Origin of the sequence: Streptomyces sp. NPDC086777, from assembly GCF_040702065.1 — a bacterium.
Classification (GTDB): domain Bacteria; phylum Actinomycetota; class Actinomycetes; order Streptomycetales; family Streptomycetaceae; genus Streptomyces.
Map to the genome: position 1 here is coordinate 42,452 of NZ_JBFBJI010000007.1, position 14,484 is coordinate 56,935.

Sequence of the window (14,484 nt, forward strand, 5' to 3'; positions counted from 1 at the left end):
AGCCCTGCAGGACTCTTTCGAGGTGCCGGGCCGTCGTGGCATGCTCACCGCCAACGTACATATGAACGTCGTTCACAACCATGAAAGCCGCCATGGGAAGGACGTACGGCATGAGCACCACGCACCACGACGTGACCGCCGGTATGACCAGACGGACCCTGCTCGCCGGCGCCACGGCGGTGGCCGCGACCGCCGTGGCGGGCGGCACGGCCCACGCCTCCGGCGGCCAGGTGCCCTCCCTCTGGCGGGAGTTCCGGCGCACCCCCTTCACCCACCCGCAGATCCCCTACGTCGGCCGGGCCGGAGCGGCCCGCATCCGCCGCCTCCCGGTCGTCGCCGACGTGCGCGCGTACGGAGCCGTCGCCGACGGCGTCACCGACTGCGCCCCCGCGATCAACCGTGCCATCGCCGCTGCCGCCAGGGCCGGCGGTGGCACGGTCACCATCCCGCCCGGCACCTTCCGCATCGACGGCCTGGTCCGCATCGGCCACGACAACGTGGTGCTGCGCGGCGCCGGCAGCGGCCGCACGACCCTGTACGCGACGAAGAACCTCACCGAGCTGATCGGCCCCTACGGCTCCCGCTACGGCGGCACGAAGTCGGCCTGGTCCTGGGCGGGCGGGCTCATCTGGCTGGCTCCCGAGGCCCGTTGGGACTCCCTGGTCGCCGCGGTCAAGGCGCAGGCCTGGCCCTTCGAGGGCTGGACGGGCAACAGGCGGGACGAGTGGGAGCAGCTGACGCCCGTCGAACCCGCCCGGCAGGGCGACCTGACGGTCACCGTCACCGACCCCTCCCGCCTCCGCCCCGGCCGCCTGGTCCTGCTCCGGATCGCCGACGACCCCGCCCACACCCTCCTCCAGCACATGTCCGGCGGCGGCCCGGGACCGGCGTCGTACTACTGGGAGGACAAGACCAAACTGCTGTCGTACGTGCCCTACGAGTGGCCCGTCCGGGTCACGGCGGTGCGCGGCCGCCGGGTGACGCTGGAACGCCCGCTGCCGCTGGACCTCCGCCCGGAGTGGAACCCGCAGCTCACCACGCACGTCCGGGAGCTGACCGGCTCCGGCGTCGAGGGCCTCACCCTCGACGTCATGGAGACCCCGCAGTCCCCGCACCTCCTCGACAAGGGGTACAACGGGGTCGTCCTGCAGTGCGCGTACGACTGCTGGGTGGACGACGTCACCGTCCGCAACGTCGACAACGGCTTCGGCCTGGTCGCCGCCTCCGCCTGCACCCTGCGCCGCACCCGGGTCGGCGGCCGGGGCGAGCACCACCCCTACTTCTGCCGCGAGGGCTCGCACGACAACCTGATCGAGGACTTCACCGTCGAACAGCGCACGGTCCCCGCCCCCGCGGACACCCAGTTGCACGGCATCAACGTCGAGGGACTGTCCTCCCACAACGTCTGGTCGCGCGGCGAGATGCAGATGGGCACCTTCGACTCCCACCGCGGCCTGCCGTTCGCCAACGTCCGCACCGACATCACCGTGAACAACAACGGCCGGCACGGCGGCGACGCCAACGCGGGACCGCTGTTCGGCGCCCGCTTCACCCACTGGAACGTTCGAGTGACCAACGGCCGCGCGGGCCTGATGCGCCTCGACGGCCTGGCCCCGTACTCCGCGACGGTCGGCGTCAACGAGGTCACCGAGTTCGACCAGATCGACGTACCTGACTTCACCGGCGACCTGCACTCCCGCCTGGAGCTGTACGGCACCTGGGACGCGGTACGGCCGCGGAACCTGTACGAGGCTCAGCGCGCGCTGCTCCGGTAGCGCCCCGGCGTCACCCCGACCAGCCGCCGGAAGTGCCGGGTGAGATGGGCCTGGTCGTAGAAGCCGGCGGCGGCGGCCGTCTCGCCGGGCGGTACGCCGTCGAGCAGCAGCCGGCGGGCCCGGCCCACCCGGCGGGACGTCAGGTACTGGTGCGGGGCGATGCCGTACGCGCCGCTGAACGCCCGCACCAGGTGGGCGGGGTGGGCGTGCAGCAGCCGGGCCGCCTCCTCCAGGCCGAGGCCGTCGGTGACCCGCTCGTCGAGGAGTTCGCGCAGGGTGCGGGCGAGGACCGGGTCCGCCGGGGGGCCGGGGCGCGCGGGCCGGGGGCGGAGCAGCCCCCGCAGCCGCTCGCCGATGAGGGTGAGCCGGCTCTCGGCCTCCAGTTCGTCGCCTGCGCGGACGAGCACGGAGTGCAGCTGGCCGACCCGGCGGCGCAGCAGGGGGTCGCGCAGGTCGGGCCCGTCGACGGCCGGCCCGATCAGGCCCTCCCCGAGGACGCTCTCGTCCAGGTAGACCACGCGCTTGCGGAAGCCGTCCGCGGTGGCGGGGGAGCCGTTGTGCGGGACGTGCGGCGGCAGCAGCGTCACCGTGTCGGCCGGGGTGCCGTGCTGGTGGCGTTCGAGGTCGTACCGCACGGCGCCGTCGTCCACGATGAGCAGCGTCCAGGCGTCGTGCACGTGCATCGGGTACGCGTACTCGGTGAAACGGGCGTGGAAGACCTCGGTGACGCCCGGGACACTGGGGCGCCAGGCGGTTACTTCCTGCGTGTCGGACTGCCGGGCGGCCATGCAAAGAACGTACAAGACGGGGGCGTACGACGCTCGGCAGTCTCGGGGCATGAGCACTCCCAGCGCGGACGCCGTCCGTTTCGACACGAAGATCGCTGTGCTGCTGCGGGACGACCTGGAGCCCTGGCAGCGGCTGAACGTGACCGCGTTCCTGGTCAGCGGCCTGGGTGCGACGCTCCCCGAGGTGGTCGGGGAGCCGTACGAGGACGCCGACGGCGTCGCCTACCTGCCGATGTTCCGGCAGCCGGTACTGGTCTTCGAGGGCGCGAAGGAGACCCTGAAGGCCGCGCACGGACGGGCCCTGGGCCGCGCCCTGCCCCGGGCCGTCTTCACCGCGGATCTGTTCTCGACCGGCCACGACCGCGACAACCGGGCGGCGGTCCGTGCCGTGCCCACGGCGGAGCTGGACCTGGTGGGGCTCGCGGTGTACGGGCCGCGGAACGCGGTGGACAAGGTACTGAAGGGGGCGCGGATGCATCCGTGACCCGCCCCTTCGCCCGGCAGGAGGAATTTCGTCAGGTGACCGGGTGATCTGATGATCGTAATTGTTGTGCCCGGGGCCGGACGTCGCATGTGACAGTCATGCGATACATCAGAGTCTGCAGTGTGGCCGCGGTTGCGGCAGCGATCGTCACGGGCCTGACGAGCGGACCGGCGGCCGCCGCGGATCCGGACCGGGTGCCGTGCAGCGGGACGGCGCTGGCCCTGGCCATCGCCACCGCGCGGAACGGCGAGACCATCGATCTGCGCCGCGACTGCACCTACCACCTGGGCACCGCTCTACCGGTCATCGGCAAGGACCTCACGATCCGGGGCAACGGCGCGACCATCGTCCGGGACGGGACGAACACCCCTGCGTTCCGGATCTTCGACATCAACTCGAACGGGAACCTGCGCCTGGAGGACCTCACCGTCCGCGGCGGATATGCCGGCACCGGGGACGGCGCCGGGATCCGCGTCAACAGCGGTGGTGCGCTCAGGCTGACGAAGGTCGACGTACTCGACAGCACCGCCGCGGGCAACGGCGGCGGCGTCGCGGTGGAGCCGGGCGGCTCGGCGGAGATCCGAAGCAGCTACGTGGCGTTCGACAACGCGGCCAACGGCGGCGGCCTCTACACCGGGGGGTCCGTGACCGTCGAGAACTCCGAGTTCGCCCGCAACCACGCCCGGGGCTCCGGCGGCGGGATCTACCAGGCCGCGGGGACCGCCTTCGTCGGCACGAGCGTGATCCGGCGCAACACCGCGGCCGGGACCATGAACGGCGGCGGCGTCTACATCGCCGGCGGCACGCTGACGGAGATCGCCGACAGCAAGATCACGAACAACACCGACACGGGCACCAGGGGCGGCGGGATCTACAACGCCGGGAACCTGACGCTGGGCAGGTCCGAGGTCAGCGGCAACGTCGTCGGCGGCTCCTCGGGCCAGGGCGGCGGCATCTACAACTCGGGCACGCTCTACGTCAGAAGCACCGACGTGTTCCGCAACAGCGCCAACGGCACCGGCAGCTCCGTGGGCGGCGGCATCTACAACTACGGCGGATCCGTCACCCTCGACCACAGCACCGTCCGCAACAACGCCTCCACGGTCGCACCCGGCGGCGTCCGCACGAACGTCCCGATCACGCTCAGGGACTCCACCATCACCCGCAACATCCCGACGAACTGCGCCCCGCTGGTCTTCACGGGCTGCACGGACTGAGCCGTCCCGGCAGCCGGACCCCGGCCTCCGTCCCCGGCCTCCGTCCCCGGCCTCCGGGGGCAGGGGCCGGGACCCGTTCAGGCCGCCCGCACCCCCGCGTCCGCCTCCGCCCCGGCCACCGCCACCGGTCGTTCCACCGGCAGCCGCCGCATCAGCAGCCCGTACCCGAGAGCCGCCGCGGTCCCCACGACCGCGCACACCCCCCACAGCCACCGCGCCCCGAACCGGTCGATGACGACCCCGGACAGCAGCGGCGCGATGAGCGCGGCGGCCGACCAGGACAGCGTGTACATCCCCTGGTACCTGCCCCTGCCGTGCACCGGGGAGAGCTGCACCACCAGCCCGGTCTGGGTCGGCGCGTTGACGATCTCGGCGAGCGTCCACACGCACACGGTGAGCGCGAACACCCCGACCGACCCGGCGAACGCGGTGAGCCCGAAGCCGTACCCCGCGAGCAGGGACGAGACGACGAGCAGGGACCGCGGGTCCCGGTACTGGATGACCCGGGTCACCGGAATCTGCAGCACCACGATGAGGATCCCGTTCACGGCGATGGCCATGCCGTAGTCGGCGGGCGAGAACCCGGCCTCGCCCATCGCCACCGGCAGCCCGACCGACCCCTGCTGGAAGATCAGGGCGACCAGGAACGACAGCCCGACGACGCCCATGTACCGCCCGTCGCGTACCACGGTCAGCAGGCTGACCTCGCTGTCCCCGGCGGCCTCGGCGGCCGCCTGCCGGGGCCGTGACTCGGGCAGCCGGAGGAAGACGAGGACGGCGCAGACGGCGGTCATCCCGGCCTCGATCAGGAACCCGGCGCGATAGCTCACCTCGGCGATGAACCCGGCCCCCATGGACGACACCGCGAAGCCCAGGTTGATCGCCCAGTAGTTGAGCGAGAAGGCCCGCACCCGGTCCTCGGGCCGCACGATGTCGGCCATCATCGCCTGCACGGCCGGCCGGGAGGCGTTGGAGGCCACGCCGACGAGGAAGGCGACGGCGGCGATGGCGACGGGGTCCTGGACGAACCCGAGCAGCGCGACGGCCGCGGCGGTGGAACCCTGCGCGACCAGCAGGGTCGGCCGCCGCCCCAGCCGGTCGGCCATCACCCCGCCGGCCAGCGACGAGACCACCCCGCCCAGCCCGTGCAGGGAGGCGACGAGCCCGGCGTACGACGCGCTGTACCCCCGGTCGAGGGTCAGGTACAGGGCCATGTAGGTGGCCACGAAGGCGCCCAGCCGGTTGACGAGGGTGCTGGTCCACAGCCACCAGAACTCCCGGGGCAGACCGGAGACGGTCTCCCGGACGGCGCGGCGCAGGGCGGCGGACGGCATGGTTTCCCCCAGGACAGGCGTGAGCGATGCGATGCGGTTTCTGTAAGCGCCACAGGCCGCTACTGGAACTTACTTACCGACCGCTCGGCTGAGCCAGTCAATTAACAAATGCAGTCAACTGTCCGCCCTCTGGGACGCCCCACGGCCGCCCGCCCGCGGCCCCGAACCCGTGGATTACGCTCTGTCCCATGGCCGACGCACCGTACAAGCTGATCCTCCTCCGCCACGGCGAGAGCGAGTGGAACGCGAAGAACCTGTTCACCGGCTGGGTGGACGTCAACCTCAACGAGAAGGGCGAGAAGGAGGCAGTCCGCGGCGGTGAACTCCTCAAGGACGCCGACCTGCTCCCCGACGTGGTCCACACGTCCCTCCAGAAGCGGGCGATCCGCACGGCGCAGCTCGCCCTCGAAGCCGCCGACCGCCACTGGATCCCGGTCCACCGCAGCTGGCGCCTGAACGAGCGCCACTACGGCGCCCTCCAGGGCAAGGACAAGGCGGCGACGCTGGCCGAGTTCGGCGAGGAGCAGTTCATGCTCTGGCGCCGCTCGTACGACACCCCGCCCCCGCCGCTCCCGGACGACTCGGAGTTCTCCCAGGCCTCCGACCCCCGCTACGCCTCCATCCCGCCGGAGCTGCGCCCCCGCACGGAGTGCCTCAAGGACGTCGTCGTCCGCATGCTCCCCTACTGGTACGACGGCATCGTCCCCGACCTCCTGGCCGGCCGCACGGTCCTGGTCGCCGCCCACGGCAACAGCCTGCGCGCCCTGGTCAAGCACCTCGACGGCATCTCGGACGCCGACATCGCCGGCCTCAACATCCCCACGGGCATTCCCCTCGCCTACGAACTCGACGCCGACTTCAAGCCCGTCACCCCGGGCGGCCAGTACCTCGACCCGGACGCGGCCGCCGCGGCCATCGAGGCGGTCAAGAACCAGGGCAAGAAGAAGTAACGCGAACCAGAAAGGCCCCCTGCCTGCAGTTTTCCCGCGCGCAGGGGGTTCTTCGCTACACCTGGGCCGTCGCTGGGCCGTGAAAGGAATCCGGGGCCGCTGTCAAGCCTCCCCACGAGCCTCAGTGGTGAGCTATGTGACCGGTATGCTGATGCCACCTCACCTGAACCTCCCTCGAACTCGATGTGGCGGCACGCGAGTTCCAGACTCCGACCCGAGAAGCGGGTCGGTTGGAGGAGGAGGGAGGTGGTAGAGGTGAGTCTTGAGAAGGACAGGCCTCGCAAGTGGTCCGGTGCCGAGAAGTGGCAGGTCTGGCTTGCGGGGGTCGGCCTACTCGTGGCCATCGCTACTGGCGTGATGCAGTTCGCTCGATGAGCGAGTCACGCGCGAGTACGGTCGGGATCGGGCGCTGTACATACAGCGAGCCCGGTCTGCTCTCACGCGACCGGGCTCGCTGACTGCACGAGGGCCTGGATCTGGTTGCCGCCGGATCCAGGTCCTCAGTCGTTCTGCACTCTGCATAGCTTCTGAGAAGCGATCTAGAGCTAACTAGAGCTATCTGCAATCTCTCACGCACTGCTAATTCAATCAACTTTGTGAGCCTACTCGTGCTCTAGATCTCTCGTCTCTACTTGAACATCCACCCCGAACTGTTCGCCAGTGACTACCGGGAACAGTTGTATCTCTGATCGTTGCGGTGTGGTCATCCCCGCCGATCGAAGACGGCAGTCACTGCCTTACGGGTGCGCTCCTGACTGGACGGCATGAGGTGCGCGTAGACGCGCAGCGTCAGACCTGGATCCGAGTGGCCGAGGTACTCGGCCAGAGCCTTGATGTTCTCTCCGGCGTCCAGGAGCACCGAGGCGTAGAAGTGGCGCAGGGCGTGCATGCCGTTCTCGCGTGACTCGGCGTACGACTGGCCTGGCCTCCGCTGGGGGATCACGCCGGCCGAGGCTAGTGCCCGCTTCCACACCTCCTCGTTCAGCGACGTACGCCAGACGTGCCCGCCACGCGGCCCGGTGAAGATCAGCCGCTTGGTCACCGGAGGTCCGTCGGCCACCTTCCACGGCAAGGTGATCTCGACCGGTGGAAACCGCTTCATGTGGGCCTGCAGTGCATCCGCGACCGGCGCGGGAAGCGGTACGTCCCGCAGCTTCCCGCCTTTGGGCGGAGCGAACACCGCCTTGCTCCGACTCAGCTTGAGCTGCTGGACCACGTGAAGTGTGTCCGAGCCGAAGTCGATCGCGTCGACGGCGACGCCGAGGATCTCGCCTTGGCGGAGCCCGCAGCCGCCGCCCAGGTCGACCATGGCTTGGAAGCGCTCGGGCATGCCGGCTCGGACGGCGAAGAGCCGTTCCGTTGTCCAGGGGACGACCCGCTTGGTGTCGACCGCGGGCGGCCGGACCGAGCGGGCTGCACAGGGGTTGCGCGGAAGGTGTCCGTCGTCCACCGCCGCACTCAGCGCGGCACGAACGTTGGAGTAGATCGTCCGGGCGTACGAGCCCCGGACACCGTTCTCCTGGAGCTTCCGCACCCAGTCGCGGATATGGGCGGGCTGGAAGGAACCGAGCGGCCGCGATCCCAGATGAGGGAAGGCGTGCAGGCGGAGTTGCGACTCCATCGAGGCCTGTGTGTTGGGGTCCGCTCCCTGCGTCTCCACCCAGGTTTCAGCGTACTGCTGGAAGGTGATCCGTGCCGCGCGCGGGTCGATGTACTGCCCGCGCGCCATGTCCGCCTCGATGTGGGCGAGCCACTGTTCGGCGAGTCGCTTTTGCCGGTCGGGGAAGCTCTTTGACTTCTCCGTGCCGTCCGGACCGACGTACCGGGCCCGGTAGCGCATGCCGGTGCCGTAGCGCTCGGTCTTGACCTTGCGGTCCTTGCCGTCCTGTCCGACCTCGGTTCTGTACCAGCGGTCTTGGATGTGTCCGGCCATCAGGCAGCCGCCCCCTCACGCTGCGAGTCCACCCAGGCCCGAACGTCGGCCGGGTCGAAGCGCAGGTGCCGACCGACACGGAAGCCACGAGGCCCAGTGCGCTTGCGGCGCCACTGGTAGACCGTCTCGACGCTGGGCAGCTCGAACATCTCCACCAGGTCCTCGGGGGTCAGATACCGCGCGGGCAGGGTGCGCGGTTCGGTGGCCACGTCGGCCAGGGCGAGGCGTCGGCTAGCCACGGGTGGGCTCTCCTTCCGTTCCTGGGGCGGGTTCGAGGGATGCGGCAAGCCAGGTCTCGGCGGCGCTGAGGCCGGTGCCGGCGAAGACCCAGTGCGCGAGGACGTACGTCGTGTCCGGGCGAGGGTTGGCGGCTGCCGTCGCCGCTTGTGCTCGGCGCCATTCGGCGCGGGCGTCGCGGAGAGCGCCGAGGGTGGTGGAGTAGCGGCGGGATTTGGTGGAGAAGTGGCCGCGGAAGCCGAGCATGTGGGCCCAGGCCCGCAGGCGGAGGTGTTCGAGGTCCTTGCGGGCGCCGAGGGTCCAGGCGGTTCGGATGAGGCGGCGGGCGTGGTCGCTGATGTCGAGCTGGGCGAGTTCGGCGGCGAACTTCAGCGGCCGGTCGAGGGCGCCCGTGGCTGTCTCGGCTCCCTTGGTGGCGTACTTGGCGATGTAGGCGGCGACGGCGCGTTCGGTGAGTTCCTGGCCGTCGTTGAAGTCGGCGGAGCGGATGGTGCGGACGTCGAGTTGGCGGCCGAAGGCGAAGGTGTGGGTGCGGCCGTCGAGGGTCGGGCCGTCGACGCGGACCTTGGCGGTGGCGGTTTGGATGGCGTCGGTGAGGAGTTCGGCGGTGGCCCAGGGCGGGGGCGGGGTGTCGCCGCCTGTCGGGCCGTCGAGGCGGATGACGGCGTGGAAGTGGACGGCGCCGCGCTTTTGGTATTCGGCGACTTTCGCGAAGGACACGCGCGCGTGGTCGCGTAGGCGGCGTTGTGAGAGGCCTACGCGCTTGGCGACCTCCCGGCGGAGGTAGATCGAGAAGCGTCGCCAGAGGGCGCCTGCGTGGGCGTTCCAGAGAACGGCGGCTTCGTAGTCGTAGGTGTCGGGGTCGAGTGGGGTGCCGAGGGTGTCGTCGTCCTGGTCGTGGTGGGTGCCGCAGCGGCAGGGACGCCCGTCGGTGCGGCGGTTGTGGACGGGGCCGAAGCCGGGGGCGGTGAAGGTGGCGAAGACGCGGGGGTGGGTGGCGACCTGTTCCGGGGTGCCCTTGCCGCCCCGGAGTCCGGCGGTGATCAGGTGGAAGGTGTCGCGGCGGTAGACCTCCGCGCAGGCCGCGCAGCGGGTGGTACGCCGGTTGTTGCAGCGGACGAGGAGTTGGCCGGCGGGCAGGTCGGTCGAGTCGAGGTGCTGGAGGATGCGGCCGATCTCGCCGGTCGTGGTGTCGACGTCGTACTCGGTGCGGTGGCCGTCAAGGCGGATGGGGTTGGTGCAGCCGCCGAGGCCGGAGAGTTGGCGGAGGATACCGGGCAGGGTGCCGCCCGAGGCGAGGTTGGTGAGTTCGCGGAGCGGGGGCGGGGTGGTGCGGGTGAAGATGGCTGGCTCCTTCTGGCTGGCTCGGTCAGGAGTGACGGGCCCCGGGGCGGCGGGATGCTTGGCGGTGTCGTGGCCGCCCCAGGGGTCGGGCGGGGTTCAGCGCCGGTTGTGTTCGCGCAGCAGGGAGCGCAGGACCACGGCGGCGATGGCCACGGAGATGGCCGACACGGCGACGGCGGTCAGGAGCGCGGCGAGGACCACGCCGCCCGTGAGCACGGCGGCGACGGCGCCGGTACTGACGGAGACGGCCGGGAGCGCGGAGCGCCGGACGGGGGCCGGGTCGGTCGGGGCGTGGGTGTGCGCGGGCGGCGGGGTGGGGCTGTCGGGGTACTTGGGCAGGAACACGGCGGAACTCCCCTTATCTACTCGTCTAGTCATGTGAGCCGTTTATGACGTCCACGCCGGAGCGCGTACCGGTCTCGATGGCGGGGGCCAGGAAGGTGTGGGAGAGCCAGAAGCCGAAGAGGGCGACCAGGACGACGACCCAGGCGCGGACGCCGAGGAACCTGACGGCGCCCCAGGCGAAGAAGCCGAGTACGACGACCAGCGGGAGACTGACGGTCATGGTGTTCGGGGTCCCTTCAGCGGACGGGGCAGCGGTGGGTGCGGGCGGCGAGTTCGGCGGCGGCGCGGCTGTCGTAGTCGGCGGAGAAGCCGCAGCGTGGGGCGGTGCAGGCGGTGGTGTGCTTCTCGCGGCCCCGGTCGTCGTAGGCGGTGCCGACCTGGACGGGGCCGATGCGGGTGACGTTGCGGAAGCGGCGGTTGGCGGTCACGGTGAGTCCTCCTGTCGCAGGCTGGAGCCGGTGAATTCGTTCAGGATCCGGGAGGCTTCGGCAGGGTCCGACGTGCGATCGGCGGCTTCTTCGGCGAGGAGCCGGGCCAGCGTCGGGCGCCCGGTGTCGGCCATCTGGCGGGCCGCTTCGAGGTAGTCGGCGGCTGTGTTGAAGCAGAGCGGCATGGTTCCTCCTGTTCAGGCGAGTTGGGCGGCGATGGCTTCGGCCATGGGTGCCGGGACGCCGAGGCGGGCCCGAAGGGTCGGGGTGTCGATCGGAGTGCCGGTGCGGGTGCGGTGTTCGGCCGCGACCTTTCGGGCGTGGTCGACCAGGGCGGCCGGGACCGGGACGGGCGGGCGTTCCGGCAGCGCCTCGATGGTGGGTTGGACAGGCGGCGCGGGGGTGGCTTCGGGCTCGTACTCCTGGTCCTCGATGACTTCAGCGCCGATGTCGTCGGTATCCGTCTTCGGTGCCGAGTGGGCGAGAAGGGTGCCGCCGAGGAACGCGACGGCGGGCCAGCCGGCGACGAGGATCCGCAGCCAGGCCGGGACGTCGTCCAGGTCGAGGAGGCCGGCGGTGGCGACGTTCGCGCCGAGGGACGCGACGAGGGCGATGACGAACCAGCACCAGGCCGCCGCCTTGGTCGTACCGGAGCGGAGTCGACGCCATGCGGCGACGAGCAGCAGGTCGACGCTGATCGGGTACGCCCAGGCTTTCCACCCGTCTTGCCCGGCCGCCATGGCTACGTCGTGGAGGTGGGCGAAGGACAGCGCGGCAGCGATGAGCGCTTGGACCAACACCGCGTCGACACGGCCGAGGTGGACGCGCACGGTCGGGCTCCTTTCGGTTTCGGCATGGGAGGAGTAGGGACGTGGCGCGAGGCGGTCACGCCGACCGATGCGAGGAAGGAACGACGGTCAGTCGGTCACCGGACGCGGCCGGACGACCGGGGCCGGAGGCTCGACCGGGTGCACGGGCACGGCGGGCCGGAACGGCTTGAGGGCGGGGACGTCGGGGACCAGGTCGGCCGTGTCCTGGCAGATGGCGGCAGCGTCGGCGAGGGAGAGGTAGGGGGTGCGGATGCGGGACCAGCCGCCGGAGGTGTCGCCCACGACGGCGAGGCCGGGCATCTCAGGAGCGATGGAGCAGGCGGCGTGGACGGCTTCGGGGGCGATGTCGCCGAGGGCCATTTTGGCGGAGGCTTCGTCATTGACGCGGTGGCAGACGCGGCCGGTGAGCTGGGCGCGGAGCATGGTGGCGCCCTTGCCGAGTTCGGCGCCGAAGCGCTGGCCGCAGACTTCGAGGTAGATGCCGGCGGCCCGGCCGAGTTGGGCGAGGCGGATGAGCTGGGTGACCATCTCGTCGCGGCGTTCCTCGTCCTTGCGGGTGGCGGTGAGGAAGAGTTCGGCCACCTCGTCGACGAACAGCACGATGGGCACAGGGCGTTCGCTCTTGGGCAGGCCCCAGATGTCAGAGGTGATCTCCTCGTCCGGGGTGCCGGGCGCGATGCCCTGCCGGGCCTTGATCAGGTCGTATCGGTCCTCCATTTCCTTGACCAGGACGGGGAGCAGCTCGGCGGCTTCGTCGGGGTCGGTGGCAAGGGCGGAGAGCCGGGCGGCGAAGGGCGCCAGTTCGACGCCCCGCTTGCAGTCGATTCCGACGAGCGCGACACCGTCCTGCCGGGCGAGTCCGGAAATGAGGTGGCGCAGGTACATGGACTTGCCGGACAGGGTGGCGCCGAGGGTGAGTTGGTGGGGAACGGTGCGGTAGTCGCGGACGAAGGGCATGGCGTCCTCGCGCAGTGCCACCGGCACCTTCAGGAAGCCGCCGCCGGTCTTGCGGGGCATCCGGACACGGCGCAGGACGTCGTACCCGACGAGCCGCAGTTCGACGACGCCCGGCTTGATCGCGGTGACGTAGACGGCGTGGACTCCCCAGGCGTGCCGCAGCCGTTCGGCCGAGGCGGCGACGTCGGCGGGTTCCTGCCCGGGAGCGAGCCGGAGGCGAAGCCGTAGCCCGGTCGAGGTGGGACGGAGGATGCCCCGGCGGGGCGGGACCGGCCGGACCTCCCGCCGGGTGGTGGCCTTGACGGCGAGGACCCGCAGCCGGGAGGGAGCGACGGTCAGGCCGCAGGCTTCCATGACGGAGCTGTACGAGCTGAGCAGGCGGACCGTGGATATCGGGCCGCCGACTGCGGACCAGTAGACCGCGGGGTGCTTGGCCCGGGTGTAGGCAGCCCCGCCGCCGAGCGCGGCGACAGGACCACCCACCTCCAGGAGCGTTGTCAGGTCGGTCATCAGGCGGTGGCCCCCATGGCGGCCGGGAAGGAGGCCGGGGTGACGGCGGCGGCGCGGTAGGCGATGCCGTGACGCTGCTGGCCGTTGAACACGGACTCCCACGGCCGGGCGACGAGGCCGGGGAGCGAGACCGGCGCACCGAGGTTCAGCCCCTCGGAAACGCCGCCCTCCGGAACGGTGACCTTGATCAGCGAGGACTCCCCGTCCTCGATGTAGACGACGCCGATGGTCATCAGCGCCTCACCGCTCACGGCGTCCTTGGCGATCTCGCCGGTCTGACGGTCGCGGACCTTGGGTTCAGGAGCCTCGGTGAGGAGGATCGTGGCGGCGGTGGTCTCCACACGGATGGTGCGCACAGCACACTTCCTATCTACTCGTCTATACGTGTAGCGATTCGTGAACCCGATCTCCCGGGCTCATGACGATCACCCTGCCACACAACTTGCCCACTCGTCTATACGAGTATGCGTGTTGGGGTGTACGAGTTCGGGAAGCGTGCCCGCGCACCACCGCAAACCATGACGATCAGGTCGCCGGGAGCTGGTACGACAGGACGTAGGCATCCGCCGCCATGACCGTGTCGCAGACTTCGACGGGTCGCCCCTCGGTGTCGAAGGCGGTCCGGATCAGGTGAATGACCGGCACACCGGAAGCCAGCCGGAGCGTCTTCACCTCGTCCGGCGAGGGCATCCGGGCGCGGATCTCCTCTTCGAAGTGGTCGAGGTGGTGGCCCAGCTCTTCGAGGCGGGCGTAGATGCCGCCGGGACCGGGGTTGGGTTCGGCGATCTGGGTACCGCGAGCGATGTCGAGAGGGAGGTAGGAGGTGGCGAACTCCACCGGCCGGCCGTCGAGGAGGTACCGGCGCCGCCGGGCCAGCACACGCCGCACGGACCCGAGCCGGGTGGAGATCTCCTGACTGGCCTTCTCTTCCTTGACCTCAAGACTGTCGACCTGAGGATGACTGCCGGCCGCGTCCGCCTCCACGATGAACGCGGACTTCCCCTGCTCCCGATGACGGCGGGCGAACCGGTCGGAGGCGAGCCGCCGCACGGGAGGCCGGGGCCGGACGAACACACCCTTGCCGTGCTCGGCATGGACGAGCCCTTCCCCTTGAAGGATGGAGAAGGAGTTCCGGACCGTCATCCGGGACACCCCGTAGTGCTCGACAAGCTCAGCCTCTGAAGGCAGCTTCTCGCCCTCTCTGAACCGCCCGCGGTCGATGGCTTCGCGCAGCTGGTCGGCAATCTGCCTAAAGACCGCACGATCGCTCGTGGGGTCGAGATCTCCGAGAAGGCCCGAAGGAAGAGCAGGGCTCACTTGTACTCCTTTAGGTATCTAGACGAGTGGGCGAG

At 70.6% G+C, this 14,484-nt stretch carries 17 protein-coding genes; 4 read left to right on the forward strand and 13 right to left on the reverse strand.

All coding sequences use genetic code 11. The features are described from left to right. The first annotated feature begins 110 nt into the window (after nucleotides 1–110). Nucleotides 111–1,775 carry a glycosyl hydrolase family 28-related protein gene (locus AB0472_RS12305; protein ID WP_366355797.1) on the forward strand — a complete coding sequence of 555 codons (1,665 nt, stop codon included), beginning with the start codon at nucleotides 111–113 and terminating at the stop codon, nucleotides 1,773–1,775. Here AB0472_RS12305 and AB0472_RS12310 read toward each other — a convergent pair. Then, entirely contained in the window at nucleotides 1,754–2,563 is an 810-nt protein-coding gene (locus AB0472_RS12310; RefSeq protein ID WP_366355798.1) for an AraC family transcriptional regulator, read from the reverse strand. The two genes, AB0472_RS12305 and AB0472_RS12310, sit on opposite strands and share 22 nt — an antisense overlap. On the opposite strand from AB0472_RS12310, the gene AB0472_RS12315 reads away from it, so the two are divergent. Together AB0472_RS12315 and AB0472_RS12320 are read left to right on the forward strand one after the other, a co-directional pair. After that, nucleotides 2,562–3,047, forward strand: coding sequence for a DUF2000 domain-containing protein (locus AB0472_RS12315; RefSeq protein WP_366355800.1), 486 nt, complete (start codon nucleotides 2,562–2,564; stop codon nucleotides 3,045–3,047). The genes AB0472_RS12310 and AB0472_RS12315 overlap by 2 nt on opposite strands. 122 nt (nucleotides 3,048–3,169) lie before the next feature. After that, nucleotides 3,170–4,264, forward strand: coding sequence for a hypothetical protein (locus tag AB0472_RS12320; RefSeq protein WP_366355801.1), 1,095 nt, complete (start codon nucleotides 3,170–3,172; stop codon nucleotides 4,262–4,264). Nucleotides 4,265–4,341: 77 nt separating this feature from the next. On the opposite strand, the gene AB0472_RS12325 is transcribed toward AB0472_RS12320, so the two are convergent. After that, a complete protein-coding gene (locus AB0472_RS12325; protein ID WP_366355803.1) occupies nucleotides 4,342–5,598 on the reverse strand; it encodes an MFS transporter in 1,257 nt (418 codons plus the stop codon). Nucleotides 5,599–5,786: 188 nt separating this feature from the next. Here AB0472_RS12325 and AB0472_RS12330 point away from each other — a divergent pair, with 188 nt between their 5' ends. Then, on the forward strand, nucleotides 5,787–6,548 hold the full coding sequence (locus AB0472_RS12330; RefSeq protein WP_351956927.1) for a phosphoglyceromutase: 762 nt from the start codon (nucleotides 5,787–5,789) through the stop codon (nucleotides 6,546–6,548). Between the two features lie 703 nt (nucleotides 6,549–7,251). Here the strand turns inward: AB0472_RS12330 and AB0472_RS12335 are convergent. The 11 genes from AB0472_RS12335 to AB0472_RS12385 all read right to left on the reverse strand — a co-directional run bounded on the left by AB0472_RS12335 (nucleotide 7,252) and on the right by AB0472_RS12385 (nucleotide 14,449). Then, nucleotides 7,252–8,481 (reverse strand): tyrosine-type recombinase/integrase, encoded by a 1,230-nt coding sequence (locus AB0472_RS12335; RefSeq protein ID WP_366355805.1) that lies wholly within the window; start codon nucleotides 8,479–8,481, stop codon nucleotides 7,252–7,254. Beyond that, nucleotides 8,481–8,720 carry a helix-turn-helix domain-containing protein gene (locus tag AB0472_RS12340; protein ID WP_352093631.1) on the reverse strand — a complete coding sequence of 80 codons (240 nt, stop codon included), beginning with the start codon at nucleotides 8,718–8,720 and terminating at the stop codon, nucleotides 8,481–8,483. The genes AB0472_RS12335 and AB0472_RS12340 overlap by 1 nt, the downstream gene beginning before the upstream one ends. Further along, nucleotides 8,713–9,999: a replication initiator gene (locus tag AB0472_RS12345; RefSeq protein ID WP_366356125.1), complete on the reverse strand. Its 1,287-nt coding sequence runs from the start codon at nucleotides 9,997–9,999 to the stop codon at nucleotides 8,713–8,715. The genes AB0472_RS12340 and AB0472_RS12345 overlap by 8 nt, the downstream gene beginning before the upstream one ends. A 159-nt stretch (nucleotides 10,000–10,158) precedes the next feature. Further along, on the reverse strand, nucleotides 10,159–10,407 hold the full coding sequence (locus AB0472_RS12350; RefSeq protein WP_366355807.1) for a SpdD protein: 249 nt from the start codon (nucleotides 10,405–10,407) through the stop codon (nucleotides 10,159–10,161). A 25-nt stretch (nucleotides 10,408–10,432) separates the two neighbouring features. After that, nucleotides 10,433–10,627: a hypothetical protein gene (locus tag AB0472_RS12355; RefSeq protein WP_351746698.1), complete on the reverse strand. Its 195-nt coding sequence runs from the start codon at nucleotides 10,625–10,627 to the stop codon at nucleotides 10,433–10,435. 16 nt (nucleotides 10,628–10,643) lie between these two features. Beyond that, complete coding sequence (locus AB0472_RS12360) at nucleotides 10,644–10,835, reverse strand: mobile element transfer protein (protein ID WP_366355809.1); 192 nt, start codon at nucleotides 10,833–10,835, stop codon at nucleotides 10,644–10,646. After that, the gene (locus AB0472_RS12365; RefSeq protein ID WP_366355811.1) at nucleotides 10,832–11,020 is read right to left on the reverse strand and encodes a hypothetical protein; all 189 of its coding nucleotides are present in this window, start codon (nucleotides 11,018–11,020) and stop codon (nucleotides 10,832–10,834) included. Before AB0472_RS12365 ends, AB0472_RS12360 begins: the two co-directional genes overlap by 4 nt. Nucleotides 11,021–11,032: 12 nt before the next feature. Continuing rightward, complete coding sequence (locus tag AB0472_RS12370; protein WP_366355813.1) at nucleotides 11,033–11,665, reverse strand: DUF2637 domain-containing protein; 633 nt, start codon at nucleotides 11,663–11,665, stop codon at nucleotides 11,033–11,035. Nucleotides 11,666–11,752: 87 nt separating this feature from the next. Next, the gene (locus tag AB0472_RS12375; protein WP_366355815.1) at nucleotides 11,753–13,132 is read right to left on the reverse strand and encodes an FtsK/SpoIIIE domain-containing protein; all 1,380 of its coding nucleotides are present in this window, start codon (nucleotides 13,130–13,132) and stop codon (nucleotides 11,753–11,755) included. After that, the gene (locus AB0472_RS12380; protein WP_366355817.1) at nucleotides 13,132–13,488 is read right to left on the reverse strand and encodes a hypothetical protein; all 357 of its coding nucleotides are present in this window, start codon (nucleotides 13,486–13,488) and stop codon (nucleotides 13,132–13,134) included. Before AB0472_RS12380 ends, AB0472_RS12375 begins: the two co-directional genes overlap by 1 nt. A 169-nt stretch (nucleotides 13,489–13,657) precedes the next feature. Then, entirely contained in the window at nucleotides 13,658–14,449 is a 792-nt protein-coding gene (locus AB0472_RS12385; protein ID WP_366355819.1) for a GntR family transcriptional regulator, read from the reverse strand. Between the last annotated feature and the right edge of the window lie 35 nt (nucleotides 14,450–14,484).

Coding starts and splice junctions, on each gene's coding strand:
- AB0472_RS12305 (WP_366355797.1), top strand. CDS start 111: ATGAGCACCACGCACCACGACGTGACCGCCGGTATGACCAGACGGACC.
- AB0472_RS12315 (WP_366355800.1), top strand. CDS start 2,562: ATGCAAAGAACGTACAAGACGGGGGCGTACGACGCTCGGCAGTCTCGG.
- AB0472_RS12310 (WP_366355798.1), bottom strand. CDS start 2,563: ATGGCCGCCCGGCAGTCCGACACGCAGGAAGTAACCGCCTGGCGCCCC.
- AB0472_RS12325 (WP_366355803.1), bottom strand. CDS start 5,598: ATGCCGTCCGCCGCCCTGCGCCGCGCCGTCCGGGAGACCGTCTCCGGT.
- AB0472_RS12330 (WP_351956927.1), top strand. CDS start 5,787: ATGGCCGACGCACCGTACAAGCTGATCCTCCTCCGCCACGGCGAGAGC.
- AB0472_RS12335 (WP_366355805.1), bottom strand. CDS start 8,481: ATGGCCGGACACATCCAAGACCGCTGGTACAGAACCGAGGTCGGACAG.
- AB0472_RS12355 (WP_351746698.1), bottom strand. CDS start 10,627: ATGACCGTCAGTCTCCCGCTGGTCGTCGTACTCGGCTTCTTCGCCTGG.
- AB0472_RS12365 (WP_366355811.1), bottom strand. CDS start 11,020: ATGCCGCTCTGCTTCAACACAGCCGCCGACTACCTCGAAGCGGCCCGC.
- AB0472_RS12375 (WP_366355815.1), bottom strand. CDS start 13,132: ATGACCGACCTGACAACGCTCCTGGAGGTGGGTGGTCCTGTCGCCGCG.